This window comes from Oceanispirochaeta crateris (assembly GCF_008329965.1).
Lineage (GTDB): Bacteria > Spirochaetota > Spirochaetia > DSM-2461 > DSM-2461 > Oceanispirochaeta > Oceanispirochaeta crateris.
The window spans coordinates 3,881,004-3,905,656 of record NZ_CP036150.1; the positions used below are offsets into that span (position 1 = coordinate 3,881,004).

Annotated in this window: 18 protein-coding genes and 1 pseudogene; 10 read left to right on the forward strand and 9 right to left on the reverse strand. The window is 43.4% G+C overall.

The window, feature by feature from the left end; all coding sequences use genetic code 11:
- Nucleotides 1-3: 3 nt before the first annotated feature.
- Both EXM22_RS18270 and EXM22_RS17590 read right to left on the reverse strand, forming a co-directional pair.
- Nucleotides 4-933: an AEC family transporter gene (locus tag EXM22_RS18270; RefSeq protein WP_168203603.1), complete on the reverse strand. Its 930-nt coding sequence runs from the start codon at nucleotides 931-933 to the stop codon at nucleotides 4-6.
- A 98-nt stretch (nucleotides 934-1,031) separates the two neighbouring features.
- Nucleotides 1,032-2,810 carry a methyl-accepting chemotaxis protein gene (locus tag EXM22_RS17590; RefSeq protein ID WP_149487781.1) on the reverse strand — a complete coding sequence of 593 codons (1,779 nt, stop codon included), beginning with the start codon at nucleotides 2,808-2,810 and terminating at the stop codon, nucleotides 1,032-1,034.
- A 270-nt stretch (nucleotides 2,811-3,080) separates the two neighbouring features.
- On the opposite strand from EXM22_RS17590, the gene EXM22_RS17595 reads away from it, so the two are divergent.
- The 7 genes and pseudogenes from EXM22_RS17595 (at nucleotide 3,081) to EXM22_RS17625 (ending at nucleotide 10,838) form a co-directional block, all read left to right on the forward strand.
- The gene (locus EXM22_RS17595) at nucleotides 3,081-3,938 is read left to right on the forward strand and encodes a phosphate ABC transporter substrate-binding protein (protein ID WP_149487782.1); all 858 of its coding nucleotides are present in this window, start codon (nucleotides 3,081-3,083) and stop codon (nucleotides 3,936-3,938) included.
- A 150-nt stretch (nucleotides 3,939-4,088) separates the two neighbouring features.
- Entirely contained in the window at nucleotides 4,089-4,967 is an 879-nt protein-coding gene (gene pstC / locus EXM22_RS17600; RefSeq protein ID WP_246157043.1) for a phosphate ABC transporter permease subunit PstC, read from the forward strand.
- An 810-nt stretch (nucleotides 4,968-5,777) separates the two neighbouring features.
- Nucleotides 5,778-6,605 (forward strand): annotated as a pseudogene (pstA, locus tag EXM22_RS18440) (phosphate ABC transporter permease PstA); the annotation flags it as partial.
- Nucleotides 6,606-6,653: 48 nt separating this feature from the next.
- On the forward strand, nucleotides 6,654-7,412 hold the full coding sequence (gene pstB, locus EXM22_RS17610) for a phosphate ABC transporter ATP-binding protein PstB (protein WP_149488032.1): 759 nt from the start codon (nucleotides 6,654-6,656) through the stop codon (nucleotides 7,410-7,412).
- A 46-nt stretch (nucleotides 7,413-7,458) separates the two neighbouring features.
- The gene (gene phoU / locus EXM22_RS17615) at nucleotides 7,459-8,109 is read left to right on the forward strand and encodes a phosphate signaling complex protein PhoU (RefSeq protein WP_168203604.1); all 651 of its coding nucleotides are present in this window, start codon (nucleotides 7,459-7,461) and stop codon (nucleotides 8,107-8,109) included.
- A 9-nt stretch (nucleotides 8,110-8,118) separates the two neighbouring features.
- On the forward strand, nucleotides 8,119-8,805 hold the full coding sequence (locus EXM22_RS17620) for a response regulator (RefSeq protein WP_149487785.1): 687 nt from the start codon (nucleotides 8,119-8,121) through the stop codon (nucleotides 8,803-8,805).
- A gap of 176 nt (nucleotides 8,806-8,981) precedes the next feature.
- Nucleotides 8,982-10,838: an adenine deaminase gene (locus EXM22_RS17625; RefSeq protein WP_149487786.1), complete on the forward strand. Its 1,857-nt coding sequence runs from the start codon at nucleotides 8,982-8,984 to the stop codon at nucleotides 10,836-10,838.
- Nucleotides 10,839-10,879: 41 nt separating this feature from the next.
- On the opposite strand, the gene EXM22_RS17630 is transcribed toward EXM22_RS17625, so the two are convergent.
- The 6 genes from EXM22_RS17630 to EXM22_RS17655 all read right to left on the reverse strand — a co-directional run bounded on the left by EXM22_RS17630 (nucleotide 10,880) and on the right by EXM22_RS17655 (nucleotide 18,407).
- Entirely contained in the window at nucleotides 10,880-11,806 is a 927-nt protein-coding gene (locus EXM22_RS17630) for an ABC transporter permease (RefSeq protein ID WP_149487787.1), read from the reverse strand.
- On the reverse strand, nucleotides 11,806-12,882 hold the full coding sequence (locus EXM22_RS17635; RefSeq protein ID WP_149487788.1) for an ABC transporter permease: 1,077 nt from the start codon (nucleotides 12,880-12,882) through the stop codon (nucleotides 11,806-11,808). The genes EXM22_RS17630 and EXM22_RS17635 overlap by 1 nt, the downstream gene beginning before the upstream one ends.
- Before the next feature lie 2 nt (nucleotides 12,883-12,884).
- A complete protein-coding gene (locus EXM22_RS17640; protein WP_149487789.1) occupies nucleotides 12,885-14,426 on the reverse strand; it encodes an ABC transporter ATP-binding protein in 1,542 nt (513 codons plus the stop codon).
- Between the two features lie 110 nt (nucleotides 14,427-14,536).
- Nucleotides 14,537-15,757, reverse strand: a complete 1,221-nt coding sequence (locus tag EXM22_RS17645; protein ID WP_149487790.1) for a BMP family ABC transporter substrate-binding protein — start codon at nucleotides 15,755-15,757, stop codon at nucleotides 14,537-14,539.
- 475 nt (nucleotides 15,758-16,232) lie between these two features.
- On the reverse strand, nucleotides 16,233-16,943 hold the full coding sequence (locus EXM22_RS17650; protein WP_149487791.1) for a PTS sugar transporter subunit IIA: 711 nt from the start codon (nucleotides 16,941-16,943) through the stop codon (nucleotides 16,233-16,235).
- A gap of 129 nt (nucleotides 16,944-17,072) precedes the next feature.
- Nucleotides 17,073-18,407: an alpha/beta hydrolase gene (locus tag EXM22_RS17655; RefSeq protein ID WP_168203605.1), complete on the reverse strand. Its 1,335-nt coding sequence runs from the start codon at nucleotides 18,405-18,407 to the stop codon at nucleotides 17,073-17,075.
- Between the two features lie 127 nt (nucleotides 18,408-18,534).
- On the opposite strand from EXM22_RS17655, the gene EXM22_RS17660 reads away from it, so the two are divergent.
- A complete protein-coding gene (locus EXM22_RS17660; RefSeq protein WP_149487793.1) occupies nucleotides 18,535-19,713 on the forward strand; it encodes a pyridoxal phosphate-dependent aminotransferase in 1,179 nt (392 codons plus the stop codon).
- A gap of 251 nt (nucleotides 19,714-19,964) precedes the next feature.
- Nucleotides 19,965-21,539 carry a diguanylate cyclase domain-containing protein gene (locus EXM22_RS17665; protein WP_149487794.1) on the forward strand — a complete coding sequence of 525 codons (1,575 nt, stop codon included), beginning with the start codon at nucleotides 19,965-19,967 and terminating at the stop codon, nucleotides 21,537-21,539.
- Here EXM22_RS17665 and EXM22_RS17670 read toward each other — a convergent pair whose 3' ends face one another.
- Nucleotides 21,540-22,526: a LacI family DNA-binding transcriptional regulator gene (locus EXM22_RS17670; RefSeq protein WP_149487795.1), complete on the reverse strand. Its 987-nt coding sequence runs from the start codon at nucleotides 22,524-22,526 to the stop codon at nucleotides 21,540-21,542.
- A 250-nt stretch (nucleotides 22,527-22,776) separates the two neighbouring features.
- Here EXM22_RS17670 and EXM22_RS17675 point away from each other — a divergent pair, with 250 nt between their 5' ends.
- Complete coding sequence (locus EXM22_RS17675; protein WP_210411519.1) at nucleotides 22,777-24,579, forward strand: L-fucose isomerase; 1,803 nt, start codon at nucleotides 22,777-22,779, stop codon at nucleotides 24,577-24,579.
- The last annotated feature ends 74 nt before the right edge of the window (nucleotides 24,580-24,653 follow it).

Consider the following 24,653-nt stretch of genomic DNA (forward strand, 5'->3'; position numbering starts at 1 on the left):
TTATTACCAGAAATAAAATAAAAATGGCAGGAAAAACAGGAAAATCAGCGTTGAGATCGTGATGGAGTTGGCTATGAAGTCGGTATCCAGTCCAAACATGTCGCTGATTACCATGATGGACACTCCCAGGGGGGCCATGACATTGATGATCAAAACTTTGCGGGAGGTTTCATCAAACCAAGGGAGTTGAAATAGAATTGCTGTAGCGGCAATCCAGACAACAAAGCGCACCACTAGGAATGGAAGGAGAGGAAGAGCAGAACGTAATGAGCTTTTGATGGAGATTGATAGACCCATACAGAACAGGATAAGTGGAACCGCCATGGACCCAAAGCTTTCAGAAAATTGGGCCAGTCCTTCAGGCAAGGATATATTCATAATACCGAAGATCAGTCCTAAGGCAACCATTATCAAGAGAGGAATAATATTAAAGTGAATACTCTTCTTATCTAACTTTTGATGCTTAGTTAGTTTCAGTACAACGGTGATTAAAAAGCCATAGAACAGCAGAATAGGCCAAAAAAATGAGGTATAAAAAATCCCTCTTTGGAGGCCGTCTGCTCCGATGAGAAGCTCATGGAGTTTCCAACAGATGTAGCCTATATTTCCGGAAATGGCTAACATAAACAATTCGGCTTTATATTTATTAACCCATCTACTTTTGGGTGCCAGGAATGTAAGGATACCCCAGGAAATGAGCCAGACAATGCCGAGAAATAGGAAAAAACCGAGAGACATGGGTAAAAATTGACCGGCGGTTTTCAAATCCATCACTATTAATGAATTAAAGACCATAAATGGGATGGTCACTCTGACAGCAAACTGCTGAATATAGATCCGGTGGGAAGGATCTATGAAATTGCCATTTCGGCACAATAGACCAAGGAAAATAGGAAGGAATAGGGCTACTAATGCTGGTATAAGGTCGCTCATAGTTCACCATTCAATTGTTATTTATGTATCTAGTCAATCCTGATCGTAATAAAAATTTAATACTTCTCGTTGATACACCTCATTACTAATATGTTTTCTTAAGCTCCCATTTTTCGAATCTCATCATTGAGAGTAGAGGCGGTCTGGCTGTTTTTATCGCTCAAATTTTTAAGGACATCTGTCCCATTGGATAACTGAACAACACCTCGGGACATTTCCAGAGTCTCTTGTATGAGGTCAGTCTGTTGCCTTTCCAGTTCTCCCATATGTGTACTTATCAGGCTGCTGCTGTTTCTGACACTCTCGGTCTCTTCATGAAGACGGGAGGATCCTGTTTGTACGGTTTTTAATAATTCAAAGAAATCTCTAATGATATGGTTTATTTCAATGTTTGATTTTTTTAATTTGTTCATGGCTTCCATGGACTTACTGTTTTGATTAATGAGTCTGGCTATCGATTCCTGGTTTTGTTTTTCTTCTTCTGTCATCAAAAGCAATTTTTCATCCAGAACTTTCAATAGGTTTCCAACAAGGGATGTATTGTGTCTAACTTTATTTGAAAGGTTGTGCATTTCTTCTGAGACGACGGAGAATCCTTTTCCATACACACCTGCGTGAGCCGCTTCTATGGATGCATTGATGGCCAGTACATCTGTCTGGTCTGCCAGATCCTGTATAGAATGGATTGCCTTTGATATAGAGGATGCCTGAGATAAAACTTCTTGTATCTGTGTTTTAAAAAGTTCCATGATTGTTTTGTTATTTAAACTCTCTTCTTTGACCTTATTAATCAGGAGTCCCTGTTGCTCAACCGCCGCCTGCTGTGATGAGAGTGTTTTTTGAACAGACTCACCCTTTGCTACAATGGAAACGACACTCTGGGATTGAGCATTTGATCTTTTTTCCAAAGAGTCCAGAGTTAGAGAAATTTGTCTAATTTCCTGAGCAGATGAATTCACCTGCTCTGACATGTTTAACCCATGCTGATGAACAGAGTTCAGATTGCCCTCGAGTTGTTTTACCGTAGAAGAATGATCCAAAGATAGGGTGTATAATTTTTCTCCGGAGTTCACCTGGTCTTCTGCTATGCCTTTTAAGGCCTGCTGCCGGTGATACAGATTCTTCATAAAGCGGTTGAAGTTTGCTCCAAGCTGTGCTATTTCATCTTTTCCGGATACAGGCATTGTCACATCCAAACGGCTATTCCCATCTGCCAGTATATTAAAAAAATAAAGTGTTTTATTGATAGAATGAAGAGATCGTATGATGATGGCAAAACAGAACAAGAGCAAACACAGAAGGAGTCCCCCACTGATAGGAAGATAAATGGATACGAAGCGTTTTTTCTGGTACGCCTGACTGGCGATGTCCTCTTTGATTCTTTCATCAAGAGCATTCCTTATAGAGTTCGTATCGCTGTTTAAGTCATTCAGGACTTCGTAAATCAGACGGTCAATCATACCTTCTGCAATAGGTTTATGGCTGTAAAGTGGATCGAGTAGCTCTAACTTACAGATCTTTGACAGTTGTTCTCCCTTATAAACAAGATTCTGTATCTGGTCGTAGAGCTTTTCATCAGCAATAATAAGTTCTTTGAGTTTCGTATTCTCTCTGGTCATCCTTGCTTCTGTCATTCTGTAAGTGGTGATTCTCACACCGGATATGTCTCTGGTCCTTACCAGATCAGTACTATAAAGAACCTGATTGTTGGCCGCAGTCTGAAAATCATTTAGTACGATGAGCCCACTTTGGTGGCTCTGCATTTCGAGGGCCAAATGCTCTGATTTATTCAATTGGTTGATTGTTAGGAGTCCAACCAGCAGGATGGTGGCGGTCCCGAAAATCATTAAAAGGATAGCCTGGGTCCTTATCTTCATTTTGTTACCGATATTTTTAAATTCATGGGCTCATTAAAAAACATGTCTGTTTGTGTTGTGTTAGGGAATTATGAGAAATGTTTATTCCTTTTAATATTTCTATGGAGCCATTACGGTTAGTAATTTAACTCTAATTTAACAATTCTTTTATCTAATCCTTATCTGCAGGAAGGATTATGAGCCATCTTACGGAAGATATGGTCCTTTGGATGGTATTGGAAAATTCAAAGGACAGTCTAAATTGTGAAATTAGGAAGGAGTCGTTCAATTATGAAAAAAATTATTGCTGTTCTTATGGTTCTGTTTGTAGCTGGTTTCGCATTCGCTGGTGGTCAGCAGGATGCAGGAATGGATCAATCTTCAAATGGTTCATTCTCAGGTAATTATGCTTTTGGTGGATCTACAACTGTTGAGCCCATCATCAGAGCTGCTGCCGAAGCTTTTACAGAAATGTACCCTGATGTGAAAATCTCTTATGATGCACCCGGTTCATCAGCTGGTGTTAAAGGTCCCCTGGAAGGAACCTACTCTATTGGTGCTGCTTCTAGATCTCTTAAAGATTCAGAGAAAGAAGCCGGTGCTCTTGCTACAGCTATTGCTAAGGATGGAGTTGCTGTTGTTCTGAATAAGGGATCTGTTCCCATGGACAACCTTTCATTGGAAGATATTATTGCCATCTATGCCGGTGAAGTTACAAACTGGAGCCAGCTGGGTGGTCCAGATGCAGAAATTGTTGTATTCAACAGAGATGAAGCATCCGGTACACGGTCCTGTTTTAATGATGCCACTGTAAAAACACAGAGTAAAAAGTTCACCGAAACTGCCGCTATTGTTACTTCCAACGGAGATATGGTTGCGAAAGTCGGATCTACTCCCTATGCCATTGGTTACTGTGGATTCGGTTATATCGGTAAGGATGCCGGAACAAAAGCTGTTACTGTAGATGGAATTGCTCCTGTAGAAAAAAATGTTCTTGATGGATCTTATGCCGTTTCAAGAGATCTGATTCTCATCACCAATGGTCCAGTACCCGCAGGAACTCTGGAAGAAGCTTTTATCAATTACATCCTTTCTGCCGAAGGCCAGGACATTGTAAAAGAAGAAAAGTTTATCTCTATCAATTCATAATAATAGACAGAGAAACTATCGTATTTGAAGGCTGCCTTTGGGCAGTCTTTTTTTTCGTTAGAATTTTAACAGTATTCTAACAATCTCCTAACAGAAAGAGGGTTTCCATATGGAGAATATGAGTTAATAAAATTCCAAGGAGCAGATGTCTTGAAGTCATCAAAAATCATTCTGGAAAATACAGTTGAAAAGATCCTTCTGTTCAGTGCATTGCTATCTATTATCAGTGTCGTCTTTATAACCGTATTTATTTTTCAAGAGGGTTTACCTCTGTTTGCAAAAGTCAGCCCCCTGAAGTTTCTGTTTTCAAGTACATGGGAACCAACAGCAGAAATACCGCAGTATGGAATCCTTCCTTTTATTATGGGTTCAATTTGGGTAACAGTAGGAGCCTTGATCCTGTCCGTTCCAGTTGGTTTGGCTGTCGGTATCTTCATGGCAGAGATGGCCGAAGGCAAGATAGCAGATATTCTAAGAACTGTTGTTGAGCTCTTAGCAGGTATCCCTTCTGTCATCTACGGACTATTCGGTTATATCGCCATATCGCCAGTCATAAGGGTTTTGTTTAAAAGTCCAACGGGGCTGGGTGTTCTGACTGCCAGTATTGTTCTGGCAATTATGACTCTTCCTACCATCATAAATATTACAGAAGTCTCCCTAAGAGCCGTTCCGCATGAGCTGAAGGAAGGTTCTTTGGCTCTGGGGGCAACCCACTGGATGACCATTTACAGGGTTATGATTCCCACGGCCCGTTCGGGTATTCTGGCGGGGATTGTACTGGGGATGGGAAGGGCTATCGGTGAAACTATGGCGGTTCTTATGGTTGCCGGGAATGCGGTTACCATGCCCAAGGGACCCTTGTCATTGACAAGAACCCTGACTATGAATATTGCCACAGATATGAAATATGCCGCCGATGATCATGCTGTCAGCCTTTTCACTACTGGTATTGTTTTATTTGTTTTTATCCTGGGCATTAATACTCTGGTTCAGTATCTCATGAAAAAAGCAGTGAGAGAGGATGTATAAATGAAAACAGCATCAAATATCGATAAAGCAGAATCTAATGCGGTGGTACTTAGTTCTCCTCAGTCCCTCAAAATCAGAAAGCAGGAAAAAGTTGCCAAAGGGATCATCTGGTTCCTGGCAGTTCTTACCATAGCTATCCTTGTCTGGATCATCGGGTATCTCATGGTCAAAGGGCTTTGGTATGACAATAGTGTTCCTTATAGTGTTACAAATCAGGTTGATACGAATATTCCTATTCTGGGGAGTGATGGAAGCAAGTTTGGGGATGTGGTCTTTATCATTCACCATAAAACAAGATCGGAAGATATCACTGTTGAGGCATTGAGAAAGCTCTATAACAAGGTGCGAACAGAAAACTGGGGATTCTACAATCAACAGGATCTGAAAGTCGTGCCCTACGCCTTTGATGGGGCAGCTGGGTTTTCCAGCGGAATTAAAGATTTTATACTTAAAGGGGCAGATCTGGAGGATTATCGAAAGACCGTTTCCAAAGTGGACTCCTGGGATGAAATGATTCAGAATGTCGCCACTCATCCGGGAGCTCTCGGGTTTATTCCCGCCGAAATGGCAGAGAATCTTCCTGATGAGGTCAAAACCCTTGGAGTCAGAAGAGCTTCTGTGGCTGTGCATCCCAGTGTTCTTCAGATTCAAGATGGTAGAATGCTCCGTGAAATCAGTTCAGACCAGGAAGAGGCTCTTTTTGACGGTCAAATTGCAAATTGGCAGGAAGTCGGAGGAACAGACCTTCCCGTGGTTCTTATCAGGATGAAAGGAACATCGGCAGTCCGGGATCTCTCACCAAAAGCCAAAATGATTGAAGCCGAGAATGAAGAAGAATTTTATACCTTCCTGCAAGATATAGAAGGGGCCGTCGCCTTGTCGTCCTTTGGAAGTCTGGCTGAATATGAACTTTCTTACCTTCCTGTATTGAGGCATGAGACCGGCAGGAATCTTACCTGGCATTTCATCTTCGAAGCACCGGCTAGATCGGGGCAGTGGGGAGGAATCTCCTATATCATCATTAATACTTTCTTTTTAATCCTCTTCACAATCATCTTTTCTACTCCCGTGGGAGTCATGGCCGCCATCTATATGATCGAGTATGCTAAACAGGGACGTCTCATCGGTATTCTCAGAATGGGGAGTGAAACCCTAGCGGGTATCCCCTCCATTGTGTTCGGTTTGTTCGGTTTTATCTTCTTTGTGAAGATTCTGGGCATGGGAATCGGATTTATCTCCAGTACGCTGACCATTACACTCATGGTCCTTCCCACCATTATCAGAACCACTGAAGAAGCTCTGAAATCTGTGCCTCACTCCCTGCGGGAAGGTTCTCTGGCTCTGGGGGCCACAAAACTGCAAACCATTGTAAAAGTTGTACTTCCTACTGCATCCCCTGGAATCCTGACAGGTATTATCCTGGCCATAGGAAGAACCGTGGGAGAAACTGCTGTATTGATCTATACCCTGGGTTCCAATTATGACCTGGTGTCGGGACCATCCTCTTCTGCCAGGGTTCTTTCCTTACACCTTTATATGCTGTTTTCAGAAGCCCTCTCATTTGACCGGACTTTTGCCACGGCTGCAGTTTTGGTCATCATCATCCTCATTACCAATCTTTCCACTACGCGCATACTCAAGCGAGTGAATAAAATTCTGGCATATAGGCCAAGGAGTCTAAATATTATGAATGTAAACAATAAAATTGAAGTGGAAAATCTGAATCTCTTTTATGGAGATTTTCAGGCCCTTCATGATGTGAATATCGAAATAAAAGAACGGGAAGTTACCGCTCTTATAGGACCCTCCGGATGTGGAAAATCCACATTTATCAGGACCTTGAACCGGATGAATGACCTTATTGATATTGTCAGAATAGAGGGAAATATCAGCTATGATAACAAGAACATCAATACAGGGTGGGATGTTATTGAGCTGAGGAAAAAAGTCGGAATGGTTTTCCAAAAACCAAATCCATTTCCCATGTCTATTTATGATAATGTCGCCTATGGACCTAAGACTCACGGCATAAAAAACCGTTCAAAATTAGATCATATTGTAGAAAAGAGCCTGGAGCAGGCATCCTTACTGGATGAGGTGAAGGATCGACTTCATAAACCGGCCCTGGGGCTTTCGGGAGGACAGCAGCAGAGGCTCTGCATCGCCCGTGTATTGGCAGTTGAACCGGATGTGGTTCTTATGGATGAACCAACTTCGGCTCTGGATCCGATTTCCACCTCCCGTATTGAAGATTTGATTGATGAAATGAAAAAGAATTATACTATTGTGATAGTGACACATAACATGCAGCAGGCGGGAAGAATCTCTGATAAAACAGCCTTCTTTCTACATGGTAAGATTGAAGAATTCGGGCCTACCGATGAAATTTTCTTCAACCCCAAAAGCAGCAAAACAGAAGAGTATATCTCTGGAAAGTTCGGCTGATCCTCAAGTCATACCGAAAAAGATCAATTGCAAGGAGAAACAAATTATGATCAGACAACATTATGAAGATGATTTAGCAGAATTGAACAGAGAAATCATGAAAATGGGATTGAGAGTGGAAGAATCTGTCAATAAGGCAGTGGACGCCCTTAAAAATAAAAATGCTGACTTGGCTCAGCAGGTCATTGATGAAGATGATATTATCGATGATATGGAAAAAGATCTCTGTGATAAATGTGCTCTCATTATTGCCCGAGAACAGCCTGTTGCAAGCGATCTAAGACATTTGATCAGCGGAATTAAAATCATTACCGATATAGAACGTATTGCAGATCATGCAGTGCATGTGGCCAAGGGAACCATCAATATGGGCGGCGAAGAGCTGTTAAAGCCGCTGGTTGATATCCCCCGTATGGCCGAATTAGGATGTCAAATGCTCTCCAGAGCCGTTGCGGCATATGTTGAGAAGGATTCTAAGGAAGCCATGATCATTGCTGCGGAAGATAAGCTTCTAGATGACCTGCATAAACAGGTTGTGCGAGAATTGCTGACATACATGATTTCCAAACCTCAGAATATTGAGGGAGGGTTGTCTTTGATGTATATAAGCCGTTTTCTGGAAAGAATCGGCGACCATGTTCGTAATATATGCGAATGGGTTGTTTTTGCCGAAACCGGAGAACATGAAAACCTTTAAGGATTTAAAATGGCAAAGTTATTGATAATTGAAGATGAAGCAGATATCAGAGAACTCATCTCATTCAATTTAGAAATGAATGGGTACGAAATAGAGAAAGCCAGGGATGGTGAAGAGGGTCTTGATAAAGCTAAAAAAGGCGATTTTGATCTGATCATTCTGGATTTGATGCTCCCGGGAATGGATGGGATCAAAGTCTGCTCTCAGCTACGGAAGGATGCAGATAAAAAAGACGTTCCCATTATCATGCTTACGGCCAAATCAGAAGATGAGGACATCATCAAAGGACTTGAGAGCGGTGCGGATGATTACATCACAAAGCCCTTTAGTCCGCGGATTCTAGTGGCAAGGGTGAATGCAGCCCTCAGGCGCTCAAAAAACGGCAGCTCTGAGGGAGAGTCCACTAGAATCAGTATTCATGACCTGGTCATCGATTCGGCCCGTCATGAAATTCTGTTAAAGGGATCTCCCATAGTTTTATCAGCAACTGAATTCGGAATTCTCAGGTTCCTGGCTAAAAATCCGGGATGGGTCTTTTCAAGGAATCAGATCATCGACTCCGTTAAGGGGGAAGATTATCCTGTTACCGCTCGATCCGTGGATGTTCAGATTCTGGGTATCAGAAAGAAACTGGGAGAGTGCGGCCATATTATCGAGACAGTTCGGGGAATCGGATACCGAATGAAAGGGGAGTAATCTCTTTGAGGAAATAGTCTTTAACTATCTAATCATTCCATGATCTTCATGGAATGATATGACGTTCTTTTTAATCTAGAGGGCTTTCAATGGGCTACTCTGTGTCTCTTCAGAATTATTGCTTCCCCTGATTGTAGCCGGAGGGTATAATTGGATTTAGCATCAGGAGGCACAAAATGACATATCAGGAATTCTTACATCATAAAGCCAAATACTCTAGCGACCTGGCCGCAGTTGCCATGGGCCACAAGGCAGCTGATCTTATTATCAAAAAGGGGAGGCTCGTTAATGTTCATACGGGCTTTATTGAAGAAAGCTGCGATGTTATCGTCTCTCATGGAATCATTGCTTCTGTGGGAAATGCAGATGATTATCCAATAGGGGAAAATACTAAAGTCGTTCATGCCCAAGGAAAATACATCCTACCGGGATTGATAGACAGCCACATGCATGTGGAAAGTTCCATGGTGGATCTTCCCTCTTTTGCCGCAGGGATTCTGCCTCATGGTACCACCACGATTTGTCCCGATATACATGAAATGACCAACGTTTTCGGTCTGAGGGCGGTGGAACTCTTTCATCAATCTGCATCCGATCTTCCAATCAATGTTCTGACAGCCATGCCTGTTTGCGTTCCCTCTATACCCGGTATGGAAGATGCCGGGGCCGTCATAGATGATACCGATGTCAAGAAAGCCTATGAGAAAAACTGGGTGGAACTTCAGGGAGAGCAGATGAACTTTCCAGGAGTCATTTTTGGAGATTCCGGGGTTCATGCTATTGGTGCTGAGGGGCTCAAAGCCGGGAAAGTTATGACAGGTCATTACTCTTCTCCCGATCTTGCAGGTGGATTGAATGCTTTCATCGCATCCGGTATGACAGCCTGCCATGAGAGTACATCCGCAGGGGAGGCTTTAGCCAAAATCAGCCGTGGTATGTATGTTCAGCAAAGGTATGGGTCTGCCTGGCTTGATCTTCCAAACCTGGTGCCGGCTCTGCTGGATAACCCTGATATAGATAGCCGTATGTTTACCATGGTCACCGATGATGTTACACCACTCACCATTGCAGAAGATGGTCATCTAATCAGAGTCCTCAGAGAAGCCGTTCGTTTGGGGGTTCCTCCCGTTCAGGCTGTTCAGATGGTCACTCTCAATGCGGCTCAGCTTTTGGAAAAAGAACGCTGGATTGGCTCAGTTGCCCCGGGTAGGGCTGCCGACTTTCTTCTCGTGGATAACTTGAGTGATTTTAGAGTCGATTCTGTGTATGCCGGAGGAATCTGTGTGGCTAGGGAAGGGCAGATGATGATTGAAATTCCTCCTTTTGACTATCCGGATTGGGCCCTTGATTCTGTTCATATCCAAACTCAAAAGGCCGAGGATTTTCAGATTCCAGTTCCTTCAGGCTTAAAATCATCAGAGAATGGACAGACTGTGCGAAGTATACGCCTTATCCCCGGTATGGTTTTCACAAAAGAAGAAATGATTGAGATTGTTCCGCAGGAAGGATTTCTGGAGGCAGATGCAAGTCGTGATCTGGCGAAAATCTGTATGATTTACAGGCATGAGAAAAGTGTCCCTGAGAAGGACAGGCGTGCCATGGGATTTCTACAGGGACTTTCTTTAAAAGAGAATACGGCCTATGCCTCTACAGTCTCTCACGACTGCCATAATCTGCTCGTCATAGGGAATGATAATGAGGCCATGGCTTTGGCTGCCAATGAGTTGAAAGCCTGCGGTGGCGGACTTGTGGTTGTTCATGAAGGGGAGGTTCAGGCTAGGATGTCACTGCCATTTGCAGGGTTGATGAGTCTGAAATCCGTGGTTGAGGCGGCAAAAGAGCTTCAAGCGGTAGAAAAGGCACTTATTGATGCTGGTTGCCCTCATGATTCTGCCGAAATGACTATCAGCTTATTGGGATTGATCGTTCTACCAGAACTTCACCTATCAAATAAAGGGCTTGTAAAAATGAAAGATGGGGCGCCACCATGCTTTGTGAGCCTATTCCCCTCAAAGGATGAAAAAACAAACTAGAGTTTAAAGGCCCGGTGATTACCGGGCCTTTATTGTTGCTATTAACGACTGCCCCTGATATAGGGTTCTCCCAGGGTTGCCGGGGCACTCATTTTGCGTTTCCCCTTGCTGCTCATTCCATAAAACAGCAGTACTCCCAGGGTCGTCAGATAAGGAAGCATGGCCAGAAGGTTCGGGGATATCCCCAGAGGTTGCAATACGTATTGGATGACAAAGATGCCTCCAAATACATAGGCCCCCAGGAAGGCTTTTGACGGCTCCCACAGGGCAAATATTGTCAGGGCAATGACGATCCAGCCTCGTCCTGATGTCATCCCCTCTATCCAGGACTTGCTGTAGGCTGTAGACAGGTGTGCTCCGGCCATTCCGGCAAAAGCACCGCCCACCATAACGCAGGCATATTTGATTAGACCTACATTGATCCCCAGTGTTTCAGCTGCTTTAGGATTCTCACCTACAGATCTTATGGTGATGCCCAGTTTGGTATATTTCATGATGAACCAGACAATAACCCCCAGTAACACAGAAAGGTAAAAGTAGGCATCCTGGTAGAACAGAACTTTGCCTATAACCGGAATCTTGGAAAGACCGGGAATGGCAATGGCTGACATTTTTGTTTCCAGAGGACGACCAATGAAAGGTTTTCCCCAAAGACCGCTTAATCCAAGACCCAGCATTGTCAATGCCAAACCGGAAACAACCTGATTTGCTCTCAGACTGATAGTGACAAAGGCATGGATCAATGAGAACAAAGCACCGACAATTATCGCGGCAATCATTCCCAACCAGGGATTCCCTGTTGTAAATGTAACAATAAAACCCGTTACAGCACCCAGGGACATCATACCCTCTATTCCGAGGTTCAGTATGCCAGCGCGTTCTGTGACAACTTCTCCCAGGGTTCCCAGAAGAAGAGGCGTTCCCGCTACAATAGTACGCACCAGGATCGATGTTAATATTTCAAGCATTATCTGATTCTCCTTTTATATTGGACTCTGTGGCTCAGTAGGAAATCTCCCATAATGAGAAAAACCAGAATCAAACCATTAAAAACATTGACTGTTGTTGCAGGCAAGCCCATCGACATTTGGATGGCATCGCCTCCCACTATGATCCCAGCAAAAAATAGACCGGACAAAATTGAAAATGCCGGATTCAGTCTACCCAGCCAGGCCACAATGATGGCCGTAAATCCATACCCTGCAGAGATCGTCTCAGGATAACTCAGGTGATGATGAATTGCCGTAAGCTCTCCCACACCTGCCAGACCTGCAACTCCACCGGATATTGCCATCATCAATACAGTGGTTCTGAAAAAATCAATTCCCGCATATTTTCCCGCCTCGGAGTTTTCGCCGATGACCCGTACTTCATAACCAAAGCGTGTCCGGTAGACTATGAAACTGAGAATCAGGGCAACAGCAACCGCCAGGATCAGTAGAGGCAAAGATATTCTGGACATATTCAGCAATTTCAGAATAGCTTGTTCCGGCAGATCGTCCGTATAGGGATATCCGTATTTCGTGGCTCCTTTCCAGGGGCCGACCACCAGGAATTTGACAAATTCGGCGGCTATGTAGTTCAGCATCAAAGTTGAAATAACCTCGTTGATACCAAATTTGACCTTGAACACCGCAGGGATGATACCCCAAATGGCGCCTCCCATAAATCCGGCAATAAACATAAGGGGTAAAATTACATATCCTGGCATGAATGGGCCCCAATTCAGTCCCACCCATGTGGCAGCTATTGCCCCCCACAGTAGTTGGCTTTCCGCGCCGATATTCCAGAATTTGGCCTTATAGGCAAGGGCCAGACCACTTCCTATTAGAATAAGGGGTATGGCTTTTGTCAGAGTTTCTTTGAATCCAAAACTGCTGCCAAAGGAGGAGCGGAAAATTTCAAAAATAGCAAAAAACGGGTTTATACCATATGTTAAAAATATGATCCCTACCGCAATCAACCCGGACAGCAGAGATAGAAGCAAAATCAAAACATTGAAACCGGGTGTTGTTTTCTCCCTCGGTACTATTTGTATCGGCATTTTCAGTTCTCTCCTTGGGGTGCTGGTGAAAATTCGGGTATCGCACCGGCCATCATCAATCCGATGTCGTCCATTTCGCAATTCTGAGGATTGACAATGCCCATAAATCTGCCTTCAAACATGACGGCTATTCTGTCACAAACCTGGAACAGCTCTTCCAGGTCTTCTGAGACCAGGAGAACCGCTCCACCGCGGTCTCGGCAGACAATGAGCTCTTTCCGGATATACTCGGCAGCTCCTACATCTAATCCATATGTAGGGTGTGCAGCGATTAAAACATCCGGTTCTGCCGAAATCTCTCTTCCCAGAATGAGTTTCTGGATATTGCCTCCCGACAGGTTTTTGATCGGTGTGTTTATGGATGCTGCATCCACATTATAGGATTTCACAATTTTTTCGGCATGAGCTTTAATAAGCGGATAGTTCATCAGACTTCTGAAGCTGAATGGGTTTCTGTGGTGCTGTTTCAGTACAGAGTTCTCATAAAGCTGAAGTGTTGAGACTGTTCCGTGTTTAATCCTTTCTTCCGGAACATGGGTAATTCCCCTGTCATGTATTTTTCGGGCAGAAATATTTGTTATCTCTTCTCCCTGCAGAAATACCTGACCATTGAGGGCATGTCTTAATCCTGTAATGGCTTCTACCATCTCTCTTTGGCCGTTGCCCGAGACTCCTGCCACCCCCAGTATTTCATTCTGGTGGAGCTTAAAGGATAGATCGTTGACAATCATCCTATTTTGATCGTTGTTGACGCATAGATTATTGACTTCCAGGACTGCTTCTCCAGGCTTTTGATCGCTTTTTTCAAAACAGGACGAGATTTCTCTTCCTATCATCATCCGTGCCAGGTCTTTTTGAGTCACGTCTTCAATGCGGGCATTTCCTGTGACCTTTCCTTTTCTCATTACCATGACAGAGTTGCAAATGGCCATAATTTCTTCAAGTTTATGGCTGATCAAGATGACCGTATGCCCTTCTTTTGTCATCTTTCTGAGAATATCAAAGAGGTCCTCCGCCTCCTGGGGGGTAAGGACCGATGTAGGTTCATCCATGATTAGGAGGTCAGCATTTCTGAATAAAGCTTTGAGGATCTCTACTCTCTGCTGTTCTCCAGCTGATAATTCCCAAATTTTCTTATCCGGATCTACATCCAAACCGAACCGTTCAGAATATTCCTTTATCTGTTCCCTCATGTATCTTTGGGGAAAAAAGAAGGGGGCTCCGTCATATCCCAGAGCAATATTTTCAAGAACCGTGTGTTTCTGGATCAGCATAAAGTGTTGGTGAATCATTCCGATTCCCGCCTGCATACTGTCTTTGGGGTTTCTCAGCCTTATTTCATTATCGTTGATGAGGACCTGTCCCTCATCGGGAAGGTACAGGCCGTAGAGTATATTCATGAGAGTCGTTTTTCCGGCACCGTTTTCACCCAGGAGCCCCAGAATATCTCCTCCCTGAATATTCAAATTGACATCCTGGTTCGCCTTGACCCCTATAAAGGATTTTGAGATTCCTCTCATTTCCAGCTTTTTAAGTTTTCTCAAAGTATATCTCCCTGGAGTGTTTTGATAGCAGAATAGCATGAAATTTAAAAAAAGGGACGCAAGAGCGTCCCTTTTTTTCACCCTTTTTGTAGAAGGATACTTATCTATTCTTATTGGGGAAGAGGTGTATCGAAGTTATCAATTTGATACATCATATCTGCAAAGAGGTGTCCAATGGAAGCCACTTCACCGGCGGCGATGGTTTCGTTGCCGTCCTGGTCATAAATAGGACCTGTAAATGGATCAAATACATCGCGTCCAGCTTTCATCTGTTCATACCGTTTCATCACGAGGTCATAGACGGAAATGTTTCCGAAGTCAGCTGAATCAACCATGATACCTTTCAGAGTATCCACATATTTTGGATTGATTTTTTCTGTCATGGAAGCACCCATTTCAACGGCATTTTCCTTCATAAGCCAAAGCAGGTCATAGTCTGTCAGATCATCTGTTTTTCCGGCTTTATAATCCATCAGCATCTGTTTATACAGTACGCCCCAGTCAGTCAGCTGACCTGAGAGTGCTGCATCTTCACCGTAGGAGGCCATGGGGCTGTAGTGGCTCATAGCATAGATGGCTTCACCTTTTTCCAGATGCTCCTGGGCTACTTCAACAACTGTAGGTGTGTCTTCGGTAAAAGCCAGAACATCACAACCTTCTGAAATCAAAGATTCAGCTGCTTCTCTTGCCTTGTCTGGTCCGTACCAGGCATAGATCCATTTCACGCTGATTGTTGCTTCGGGGTTTACTTCCTTAACACCCAGAGCGTAGGCGTTCATATGACGGAACAGCTCGGGAATTGGAAATGCAGCCACATAACCGATCTTATTGGTTTCGCTCATGGCACCGGCTATAAGTCCATTCATGTAGTAGATCTGGTACATGTCACCCATATAGGTTCCCATATTGGGAGTTCTTTTGAATCCGGAGGCATGGAAGAATTTAACATCAGGATATTTTTCAGCTGCTGCTACAGTATCGTCCATGTAACCAAAGCTGGTTGTAAAAATAACATCACATTTCTGTTCCTGCACCAGTCTGTCGATGAAACGGACTGCATCACCTTCTGGAACACTTTCAACGGTGATTGTTTCCAGCCAGGGAAGTTCTGCTTCAGCAAATAGACGCCCCTGATCGTGGGCATAGGTCCAACCAAAGTCTCCAGCAGGGCCGATGTAAACAAATCCGGCTTTGACTTTTTCTTCTTCTGGTGCTGCCGCTTCGGCAACGGGTTCTGCAGTTTTGGCTTCTTCTTTAGCCTTGCAGGAAAAAAACATGGGAACTGCCAGCAGCACGAGAGCTGCGAGTAGAACAGACTGTAATCTTTTCATTTTACTTTCTCCTAAGGAATAATTCATATTCTTTCTTGATTGTCTTTGTTACTGATCAATTTGTCAATAATAGTATAAATATACTTTGAAATTTGACTGATTGATCAGTTAGAATGGGGTTTTACGGGCTCTAGAAGAGACCATTAAATAAATATGCTACAAATATGTATAAAACTCTCATTTGAAATTACAGTATAAAATGTATGGGCATATTTTAGTTAGAAGGAGCAGAGTGGGGGCCATTATTGAGGTACAGATTATATTTCCCCATCTTTTCCAAGTCCAATCTTTGGGAGAATCGGTCCGATGATCTCAAAGAGTATTGATGTGGCTGTCGTTTTGACAACACTTCCATAGATAAACTATGGGTACAAAAAGCAGAAAACTCATTTTTGACTAGCTGGTGCAGAGTTCTAGGGATAGACCTTTAGGGAGTCCGGCCTGAGAGAGAATTCCCATAGCTTATTTGAATGAATCAATCATTCTCAATCCCTTCTGGATAAATAAAATCTTTGTCTGCCTGTATAAAGTACTCTATAAAACCCTCTTTGCTTTTGATGGACCGCAGAGACTCAATGGCTCCTTCTTTTCTGAAGATCTGACTGATTTTGGACAATATTCTGAGATGAACCACCTCGCTGTCAGATATGAGCAAAAAGAACAGATGGGTCAGTTCTCCGTCAAAGGATGAGAAATCGATGCCTTGCTCTGAAACACCAATGATGATTTTAGCTTCCTTTACGACCTTTCCTGAAGTTTCTCTTATATGAGGAATCGCAATTCCGCTGCCGATGGATGTGGAAGTCAGTTCTTCCCGCTCTACAAGTTTCCTTATGAAGTACACCTTGTCGGATATCAACTGGGAAGCAAAGGCATTTTCGGCCAGTTCACGGATAACTTCTTCCTTGCTTGTGGATGCCAGGGGGAGGATGATGTTTGCAGGATCTATTAAACGGGAAAGGGGAACCGAGTCATACTCTTTTTCGATTAAGCGTGATAAGTCGTTCTGTGGTATGACTTCCATCTTCGCCGTCAGCCAGTCGTTGAGCACAGGTTTTGAAAATCGCCATTGATTGGCAATCTTAGCGCAGGGTATTTCATGGTTTTTAACCATCTTCAGTATCGTTTTATCTGATAACTTCAGATATTCTGCAACTTCAGCCAAGGTTAAAATCTCATCATTCATAATTGATCATCCTCTAAATTCTGCTATATTCCGTTATATTCCTTTGCTTGGAGGGCTGTCAAGGGTCGGAGTCTCTTCAGAACTTCAGTCCTTGAAAAAAAAGAGGATATTCATGATTATTTCGAATCGTTATTCATTCATTTCTCGGATATCTATTGATGAAGGCGTTGCCGAAATAAACTCATCAAGGACCGCCCTACTGCGCTCAATATAATCGTCGGGAAAGGTCCAGATGGGCAGATTCTCATGTTTTTCCAGCCCTCTTTCTTCGGGATCAAACCCGGTCCATAGGTTCAAAAGGACATCGCTGCTTACCCAGGGGCTTTCGAGGAAATAAAAGTGTCCTCCATTTGTGGCTACTTTCTCAGCATCACTGACGTCAATGATGGACAATTTCTCCTCTTTATCAAAAAAGTCCTTGATGGCGGGAGTCAGTTCTTCATCTGTCATGGTTTGTCCCATTCTGGGAAGTGACAGGACTATTTGGGAACCTCTCAGAACGAGGTCTTTGGAGGATGTGTAAAGGTTCATTCGTTCCAGAATGTTGAGTTCTCCATCCATGATATAACTGCTGAACTGTCCCCGGTCCATATCGCTATTGGAGAGAATGACTGTACCCAGTTTGGTTTTCATTTGAGCCTCTTCGGCCGGTAGGTCATTGAGTTCCAGAGCCTTCTGATAGAGGGCTTCTGTGACAACTCTTGTTCCTGAGCTATAACCCAGTATGTGAATCCGGTGAATCTCATCCTGTTCGGCCAGAAAATCCAAGAAAAGACGAAAACTCCGGGAGGACATGGAGGCTGTGTCCATATCCTTTCTATAGGCTGTGGGTTTTGGTGTGGCTGGCCAGCCATAAGAAATAAATGAACCTCTATACCCCAGGTAATGCCAGAGCTGAGCCGTGACAAGAAGAGGGTTTTCGAAATTCACATTGTAGCCGTGTACAAAAATAAAGACATCTTTAATATCTGTTTGCCTGAGCTGGGATTTTAATTCAATCAAAAATCGCTCTTTGGGTAATTCTAGGTAATCCTGAGGAAGATCATTTGATGAAAAGAGGGTGAGAGATGTGTCTAAAATACCATATTCTTCGACGTCGAGGACTTCCAGCAGAGGTTTTCTAGGAAGGTTTCGGCTGGCTTCTATCATGGCCATGTCGTCCCAGGTCTTGTCTATGTCTGCCACACCAATGCCTGCTACACCAAGCCGAACTGATTCGGATCTGGTACTCAGATAATGAGGTTCCCAACTGTCAGAATCGGCGGGTACCCTGTTTGTTGCGTAAAGAATAGGCAGCCTTTTTCTGTCTTGTATTACGGCTCCGTGAATAAAGGGGTTGTATTTCTCATCATTCATAACTGCCGGTGGAGACATCTTTTTTATTTGGTTAGGCTTGATAGACCGGCAGGACAGAGTGACCAATAGAAGAATGAAAACCGTAACAAAACACCTTAAAGGTTTCATATAAGATGATAGTAGGACAGAAAGCGGTATAAAGAAAACCCCATTTATGGTATAGATTGTGAAATCATCAAAATGCTGGTAAAGTAGGCGAAATACCGGCTTTAAAATTAAGAGGAGTTCACCCATCATGGCTGTTTCAAAAAAAATCCAGGAGATGCAGGCATCTTCTTCGTTTATCAGAAAAATGTTTGAAACAGGTGCCGCTCTCAAGTCAGAATTCGGTGCCGAGAATGTGTACGATTTTTCAATTGGAAATCCCAGCGCTCTTCCTCCTGCAGAGTTTACAAATATACTGCTTGAAGAAGCAGCCAGGGAGAATATGCATGGCTATATGCCTAATGCCGGATATCCGGAAGTCCGGTCTCAAGTAGCCGCATATTTAACAGATGAGCAAAATGTTAAATTTCGTCCTGAAAATATTCTGATGACAAGCGGAGCCGGCGGTGCACTCAATGTTGCCCTCAAGACAATCCTGAATCCTGGCGACAAGGTTCTGGCCAGCAAACCCTGCTTTATGGAGTACCAGTTTTATTGTGATAATCATGGAGGAGGCCTGGAACTGGTAGACTGCCTTCCCGGTTTTGATCTGAACATTGAGGCTTTTGAATCTGTTATTGATGAAAAAACAGCCGCGGTAATTGTCAATTCTCCGAATAATCCTTCCGGTAAGGTTTATAGTGAGAAAAAACTCAAAGAACTGGCCGAATTGCTGGAAAGAAAATCTGTAGAAATGGGGCGGAGAATCTACATCCTCTGTGATGAGCCTTATAGGAAGATCATTTATGGACAGGTGGAAGTGCCTTCCATTCCTGAGCTTTATCCTCATACCATGATCTGTACATCCTATTCCAAAGACCTTTCCATTCCTGGAGAAAGGATCGGATTTCTGGCCATAGCCCCCGGCCTTGAAGACCGTGATCATATTACGAGCGGAGCGGTACTCTGCAATCGCATTTTAGGATATGTCAATGCCTCCTCCCTTATGCAGAGAGTCGTGGGGCGCCTTCAAGGGATGGCTGTTGATGTAGCTCAGTATCAGAAAAAGCGTGATCTTCTTGGTCAAATCCTGACCGACTGTGGGTTTGACCTTGAATTGCCTGAAGGTACATTCTACCTTTTTCCACGGGCTCCCCTTGGTGATGATATGATGGTTGTGAACTATCTTCAGGAACAGAATATTCTGGCAGTTCCCGGCCGGGGTTTTGGAATGCCTGGATATTTCAGACTCTCATATTGTGTGAATGATGATATGATCCTCCGGTCCGAAAAGGCTTTTAAAAGAGCAGCCCAAAACATATTTGGCTAAAAATCATTGTGAAAAATGAAAATAAATAATGCTAACCACAAAGTCCCCCGGATTCTGTGGTTTTTTTTATAAAATTTTGATATTATCAGATCCATTTTTATTGGGCTTGTTTTGGATCAATGTAGTCCTTCTTTTCCTGCACTAATCAGGTCAAATGAAAATCCATTGTCACTTTTGTTTTGTACAATAGGCTATAGTTTATATAATTAGAGAAAGTAGGCCACTACTGAAAAAGGAAATTCCGGTTAAATATGAATGATCAGATTGAATTATCTATGAGGGATAAAGATGTAAGAAAGAGGTTCTTCTGGTATTTAAGTGCTTTTATTTTGATTACATTCCTCATTATCTCTGCTCTACTCCTGGGAAGACGGAACCAACTCTTGAGAGATTACAAAGTCCACTCGGAGACTCAGGTAGACCATTTGGGTGGATTAATTGAGAGCCATTTTCAATCTATCAAATCAGATATCCTCTTTCTTCCTGTGCTGAATGAAATATTGAGATTTAAAAGTATTCCAAACGAGGAAGACAAGCATTTTATTGAAAAAGAGTTTCTTGAATTTGTCAGAAGTAAAAAGATATATGATCAAATTCGCTATTTGGATACGGAAGGTAATGAACTTTTGAGGATCAATTTTAACAATGGATTTCCCGAAATTGTTCCAAGGGAAGAACTTCAAAATAAGAGTAACCGCTATTATTTTAAAGAGTCAGTAAAGTTAAAAGAGGGACATGTTTATGTGTCTCCCATAGATCTGAATAAGGAGAAAGGGGCCGTTGAGGTTCCTCTTAAACCTATGATCCGTTTTGGAACACCCCTTTATGATCAGAAGATACACCTCAAAGGGGTGTTGATTCTAAACTATCTGGCAAATGTTTTCATTGAAGATCTTATCGTCTCATCTCGAAATGAAGCTGGGACTTTCGGTCTCATCAATGAGGAGGGGTTCTGGTTATACAATGATAATCCAGCAGAAGAATGGCAATTCATGTACCCCGAAAGTAACCCATCGGGCCTAATGGTCAGTTCTCCTGAATTATGGGAAAAAATAGTGTCTAACGATAGAACCCACTCCTTTATCCATGAGAATTCATTGTATACCTCCTTGAATATTCAGCCCCTCAGTCAGGTTCCCACAATTGTGAATGAGCAGCATTGGTATTTGGTCAATAGAGTCAGTTTTGATGAAATGAATACTTCCTGGCGAGATTTCCTTATTGTCCTTTTTCTCTTGACCTTCATCCTGACTCTTATGGCTAGTTTTCCATTCTTATTGGCAGCTAAAACGGTGGTTCAGAGAAATATTTTCAAAGAAGCTCTGGAGCGCGCTGCACTGTTTGACACCCTGACGGGATTGCCGAATAGAGACTTCTTGAAAATCGCCGCACTACAGCTTATAAAAGATCTGGATCGTTATAATCAGACTTTTGCCCTTTTGTTTATTGACCTTGACGGATTCAAAAATGTCAATGACACCTATGGTCATGAAGGGGGAGATCTTGTATTGAAAGACGTAGCCGGAAAGTTGAAAAACTGTGTAAGAGACAGTGATACCGTTGCCAGAATCGGCGGAGATGAATTTGTTGTGCTTCTTCATAGAGTCGAAGGAGAGGAAGACTGTAAAATGGTCGCCAGGAATATTCTTGATTCTTTAAATCAAGCACTTATCCTCCCGCAGGGGGAAGCCAAGGTTGGGTCTAGCATAGGCATCGCCCTGGCCTTACCGGGTACAACTACAGATCTTGAAAGCCTCATTGCCCGGGCTGATAAGGCCATGTATAAGGTGAAAGATGAAGGAAAAGGGGATTTCAAAATAGGTTGATTATTCTAGAATCCTCATGCTGGTAGGGAGCCTAATAATTTTTGTATCGGCCCTTGATCCATTGATTCTTTGAATGAGAAGTTTTGCAGCTTCCCGTCCTATCCTTTCCATGGGCTGGGCGACGATGATGCTGGCATAGGGGAAAAATGCAGCCAGGGGTAGGTCGTCAAAGGAGAGGATGTGAAGGCCTTTGTGGTCGGACTGCAACAGGTACCGAGCGGCACCAAGATGCATGAAGTAATTCGAAATAAAGACATGATCTGGAGGGGTTTCTCTTTCCATCAGAGTTTTCATCAATTGGTATCCGCTATCCTCATGATAGTCGCCAAAAAGAATGATCTCCGGCTCTGATTTTCTATGATTATCTTGTAAAGCCTTCTTATACCCCCCATACCGCTCTTTGGCAGATGTCAGGGTTCTTTTACCCCCTATAAACCCTATATGGGTGGCTCCATTTTTCAAAGAGTACTGAACGGCGTCATAGCTTCCCTGAAAGTTATCGGATAAGACGGCATCCGACTCAAAGCCTTCCACAAGGCGGTCTACCAAGACCACAGGCGTTCCTTTCATGATATTGAAGTGCTCACCCTTATTGCTGCCTGGAATTATAATCACACCCTCCGTATTCTTTTCTTTTAGGAGCTGAAGTCTTTCTGCTTCTTCTTTTCTGTTTTCTCTGGAACTGCACAAAACGACTGAGTATCCTATCTGTTTGAGTGTGTCTTCGATACCAGTGACAATGCTCATAAAAAAGTCATTTTTAAACTCAGGGGCTATGATTCCAATGGTATGGGTCCGCTTTGTTTTCAGGCTCCGGGCAACCTGGTTCATTCTATAACCCAGAAGAGAGACTGCCTTTTGAACTCTTTCGGCAGTGTCTGGACGGACCTTGGGATCTCCGTTGAGAACCCGGGAAACAGTGGCTGTGGAAACACCAGCCTTGGCGGCAACATCCCTAACTGTGATAGAAGGTTGTTCTTTAGTCATCGGTATGATCTATCTCCCATTTTTGTAGGTTTAAAAAATATTAAAAAAAACTTGCCATTTCTGAAGGCCTATGTAAGAATGTAATCGATTACATAATGGTTTGTAAAGCTGTTTTTCAGGAAGATTCGTTTCCCCTCATACAGGCGAAGGGATTCCTGCAACACGGCTCATGGATAAGACTGGATTTCTTGTATTGAATGAACCGGTCGTTGTGACTGAAAAATCCCTTTAGGGAGAAGGAGTAAGAAGAATGAATATTAAGATGAATGAGCCCGTAAATAGACTCAGAGGCTCCATGCCTAAGGTTGGTATCCGTCCAGTAATTGACGGAAGAGAAAAAGGTGTCCGAGAATCTCTTGAAGTTCAGACAATGAACATGGCTAAGGCCGCTGCAAAACTGATCGAAGAAAATCTGCGCCATTCCAATGGCCTTCCTGTAGAGTGCGTCATTGCCGATTCTACTATTGGAGGTGTTGCCGAGGCTGCGGATTGTGCCGACAAATTCGCCCGTGCCGGAGTAGGTGTTTCTTTAACAGTGACTCCCTGTTGGTGCTATGGTACTGAGGTCATGGACACAGATCCTCTTATTCCAAAGGCTGTTTGGGGTTTTAATGGAACAGAAAGACCCGGTGCTGTTTATCTTGCTGCGGCATTGGCTGGTTACACTCAGAAAGGTCTTCCTGCTTTTGGTATTTATGGACGCGATGTTCAGGATTCTGATGATACGAGCATTCCTGCCGATGTTAAAGAAAAAGTACTCCGATTTACCAAAGCTGCTTTGGCTGTAGCGACAATGAGAGGTAAATCCTACCTCTCTCTCGGTGGTATGTCCATGGGAATCGCCGGTTCTCTTGTGAATCAGGACTTTCTACTGGATTATCTCGGAATGAGAACCGAAGTCGTTGATATGAGTGAAATCGCTCGTAGGGTGGAAGAAGGAATTTTTGATCCTGAAGAGTTCAAAATTGCTTTGAAATGGGTTAAAGAAAACTGCCGTGAGCAGGAAGATACTGTAAATGCCCCCGAATACCGGCGAAGTGCAGAACAGCGTGAAGCCGATTGGGAGTATGTTGTAAAAATGGTTCTCATCGGAAGAGATTTGATGATTGGAAACCCAAAACTGAAAGAACTGGGATATGGAGAAGAGTCACTGGGTCATAATGCTATTTGTGGTGGATTTCAGGGACAGCGTTCCTGGACGGATCATTACCCCAATGGAGATTTTCTAGAAACCATCCTCAATACCTCCTTTGACTGGAATGGTATTAGGGAAGCCTTTGTATTTGCCACTGAAAATGATTATCTCAACGGCATTACCATGCTCTTTGGCCATCTTTTGACTAATACGGCTCAGATCTTTAGCGATGTTAGAACTTTCTGGAGTCCCGAAGCGATCGAGCGTGTTACCTCCTGGAAACCCGAGGGATTAGCTAAAGACGGATTTATTCATCTTATCAATTCAGGATCTACCACCCTGGATGGAGCGGGTCAGATGAATGGTTCCGATGGTAAACCTGCAATGAAACCTTTCTGGGAAATATCTGAAAATGATGTTGAAAATACCATGAAAGCAACCGAATTCTGTGTTGGTGATGGTGGATATTTTAGAGGTGGCGGTTATTCTACTGACTTCCTCACCAAGGGTGGCATGCCTTGTACCATGTCTCGATTAAATTATGTAAAAGGACAGGGACCTGTTCTGCAGCTGGCAGAAGGATGGACTGTTGATGTTCCTAAAGAGGTTCATGAAAAACTGGATGTTAGAACAAACCCAACATGGCCTACTACCTGGTTTGTACCCAGAGTTTCAGGTAAAGGATCTTTTAAAGATGTTTATACTGTGATGGCTAAGTGGGGAGCCAATCATGGAGCCATCAGCTACGGACATATCGGTCAGGATCTCATCACTCTTTGCTCCATGCTGCGGATTCCTGTCTGCATGCATAACGTAGAAGATGAGGGATTTAGACCCAGCGCCTGGGCTTCTTTTGGAATGGATGAAGAAGGGTCTGATTACAGAGCCTGTTCCAATTTTGGTCCTATATACGGCTGATACAACCAAGCTTTGAATGTTTGATGAAGACTGTTTTACCTGAACACGGGTAGAACAGTCTTTTTTTCAGGATT

Coding starts and splice junctions, on each gene's coding strand:
- EXM22_RS18270 (WP_168203603.1), bottom strand. CDS start 933: ATGAGCGACCTTATACCAGCATTAGTAGCCCTATTCCTTCCTATTTTC.
- EXM22_RS17590 (WP_149487781.1), bottom strand. CDS start 2,810: ATGAAGATAAGGACCCAGGCTATCCTTTTAATGATTTTCGGGACCGCC.
- EXM22_RS17595 (WP_149487782.1), top strand. CDS start 3,081: ATGAAAAAAATTATTGCTGTTCTTATGGTTCTGTTTGTAGCTGGTTTC.
- pstB (WP_149488032.1), top strand. CDS start 6,654: ATGAATGTAAACAATAAAATTGAAGTGGAAAATCTGAATCTCTTTTAT.
- phoU (WP_168203604.1), top strand. CDS start 7,459: ATGATCAGACAACATTATGAAGATGATTTAGCAGAATTGAACAGAGAA.
- EXM22_RS17620 (WP_149487785.1), top strand. CDS start 8,119: ATGGCAAAGTTATTGATAATTGAAGATGAAGCAGATATCAGAGAACTC.
- EXM22_RS17625 (WP_149487786.1), top strand. CDS start 8,982: ATGACATATCAGGAATTCTTACATCATAAAGCCAAATACTCTAGCGAC.
- EXM22_RS17630 (WP_149487787.1), bottom strand. CDS start 11,806: ATGCTTGAAATATTAACATCGATCCTGGTGCGTACTATTGTAGCGGGA.
- EXM22_RS17635 (WP_149487788.1), bottom strand. CDS start 12,882: ATGCCGATACAAATAGTACCGAGGGAGAAAACAACACCCGGTTTCAAT.
- EXM22_RS17645 (WP_149487790.1), bottom strand. CDS start 15,757: ATGAAAAGATTACAGTCTGTTCTACTCGCAGCTCTCGTGCTGCTGGCA.
- EXM22_RS17650 (WP_149487791.1), bottom strand. CDS start 16,943: ATGAATGATGAGATTTTAACCTTGGCTGAAGTTGCAGAATATCTGAAG.
- EXM22_RS17655 (WP_168203605.1), bottom strand. CDS start 18,407: ATGAAACCTTTAAGGTGTTTTGTTACGGTTTTCATTCTTCTATTGGTC.
- EXM22_RS17660 (WP_149487793.1), top strand. CDS start 18,535: ATGGCTGTTTCAAAAAAAATCCAGGAGATGCAGGCATCTTCTTCGTTT.
- EXM22_RS17665 (WP_149487794.1), top strand. CDS start 19,965: ATGAATGATCAGATTGAATTATCTATGAGGGATAAAGATGTAAGAAAG.
- EXM22_RS17670 (WP_149487795.1), bottom strand. CDS start 22,526: ATGACTAAAGAACAACCTTCTATCACAGTTAGGGATGTTGCCGCCAAG.
- EXM22_RS17675 (WP_210411519.1), top strand. CDS start 22,777: ATGAATATTAAGATGAATGAGCCCGTAAATAGACTCAGAGGCTCCATG.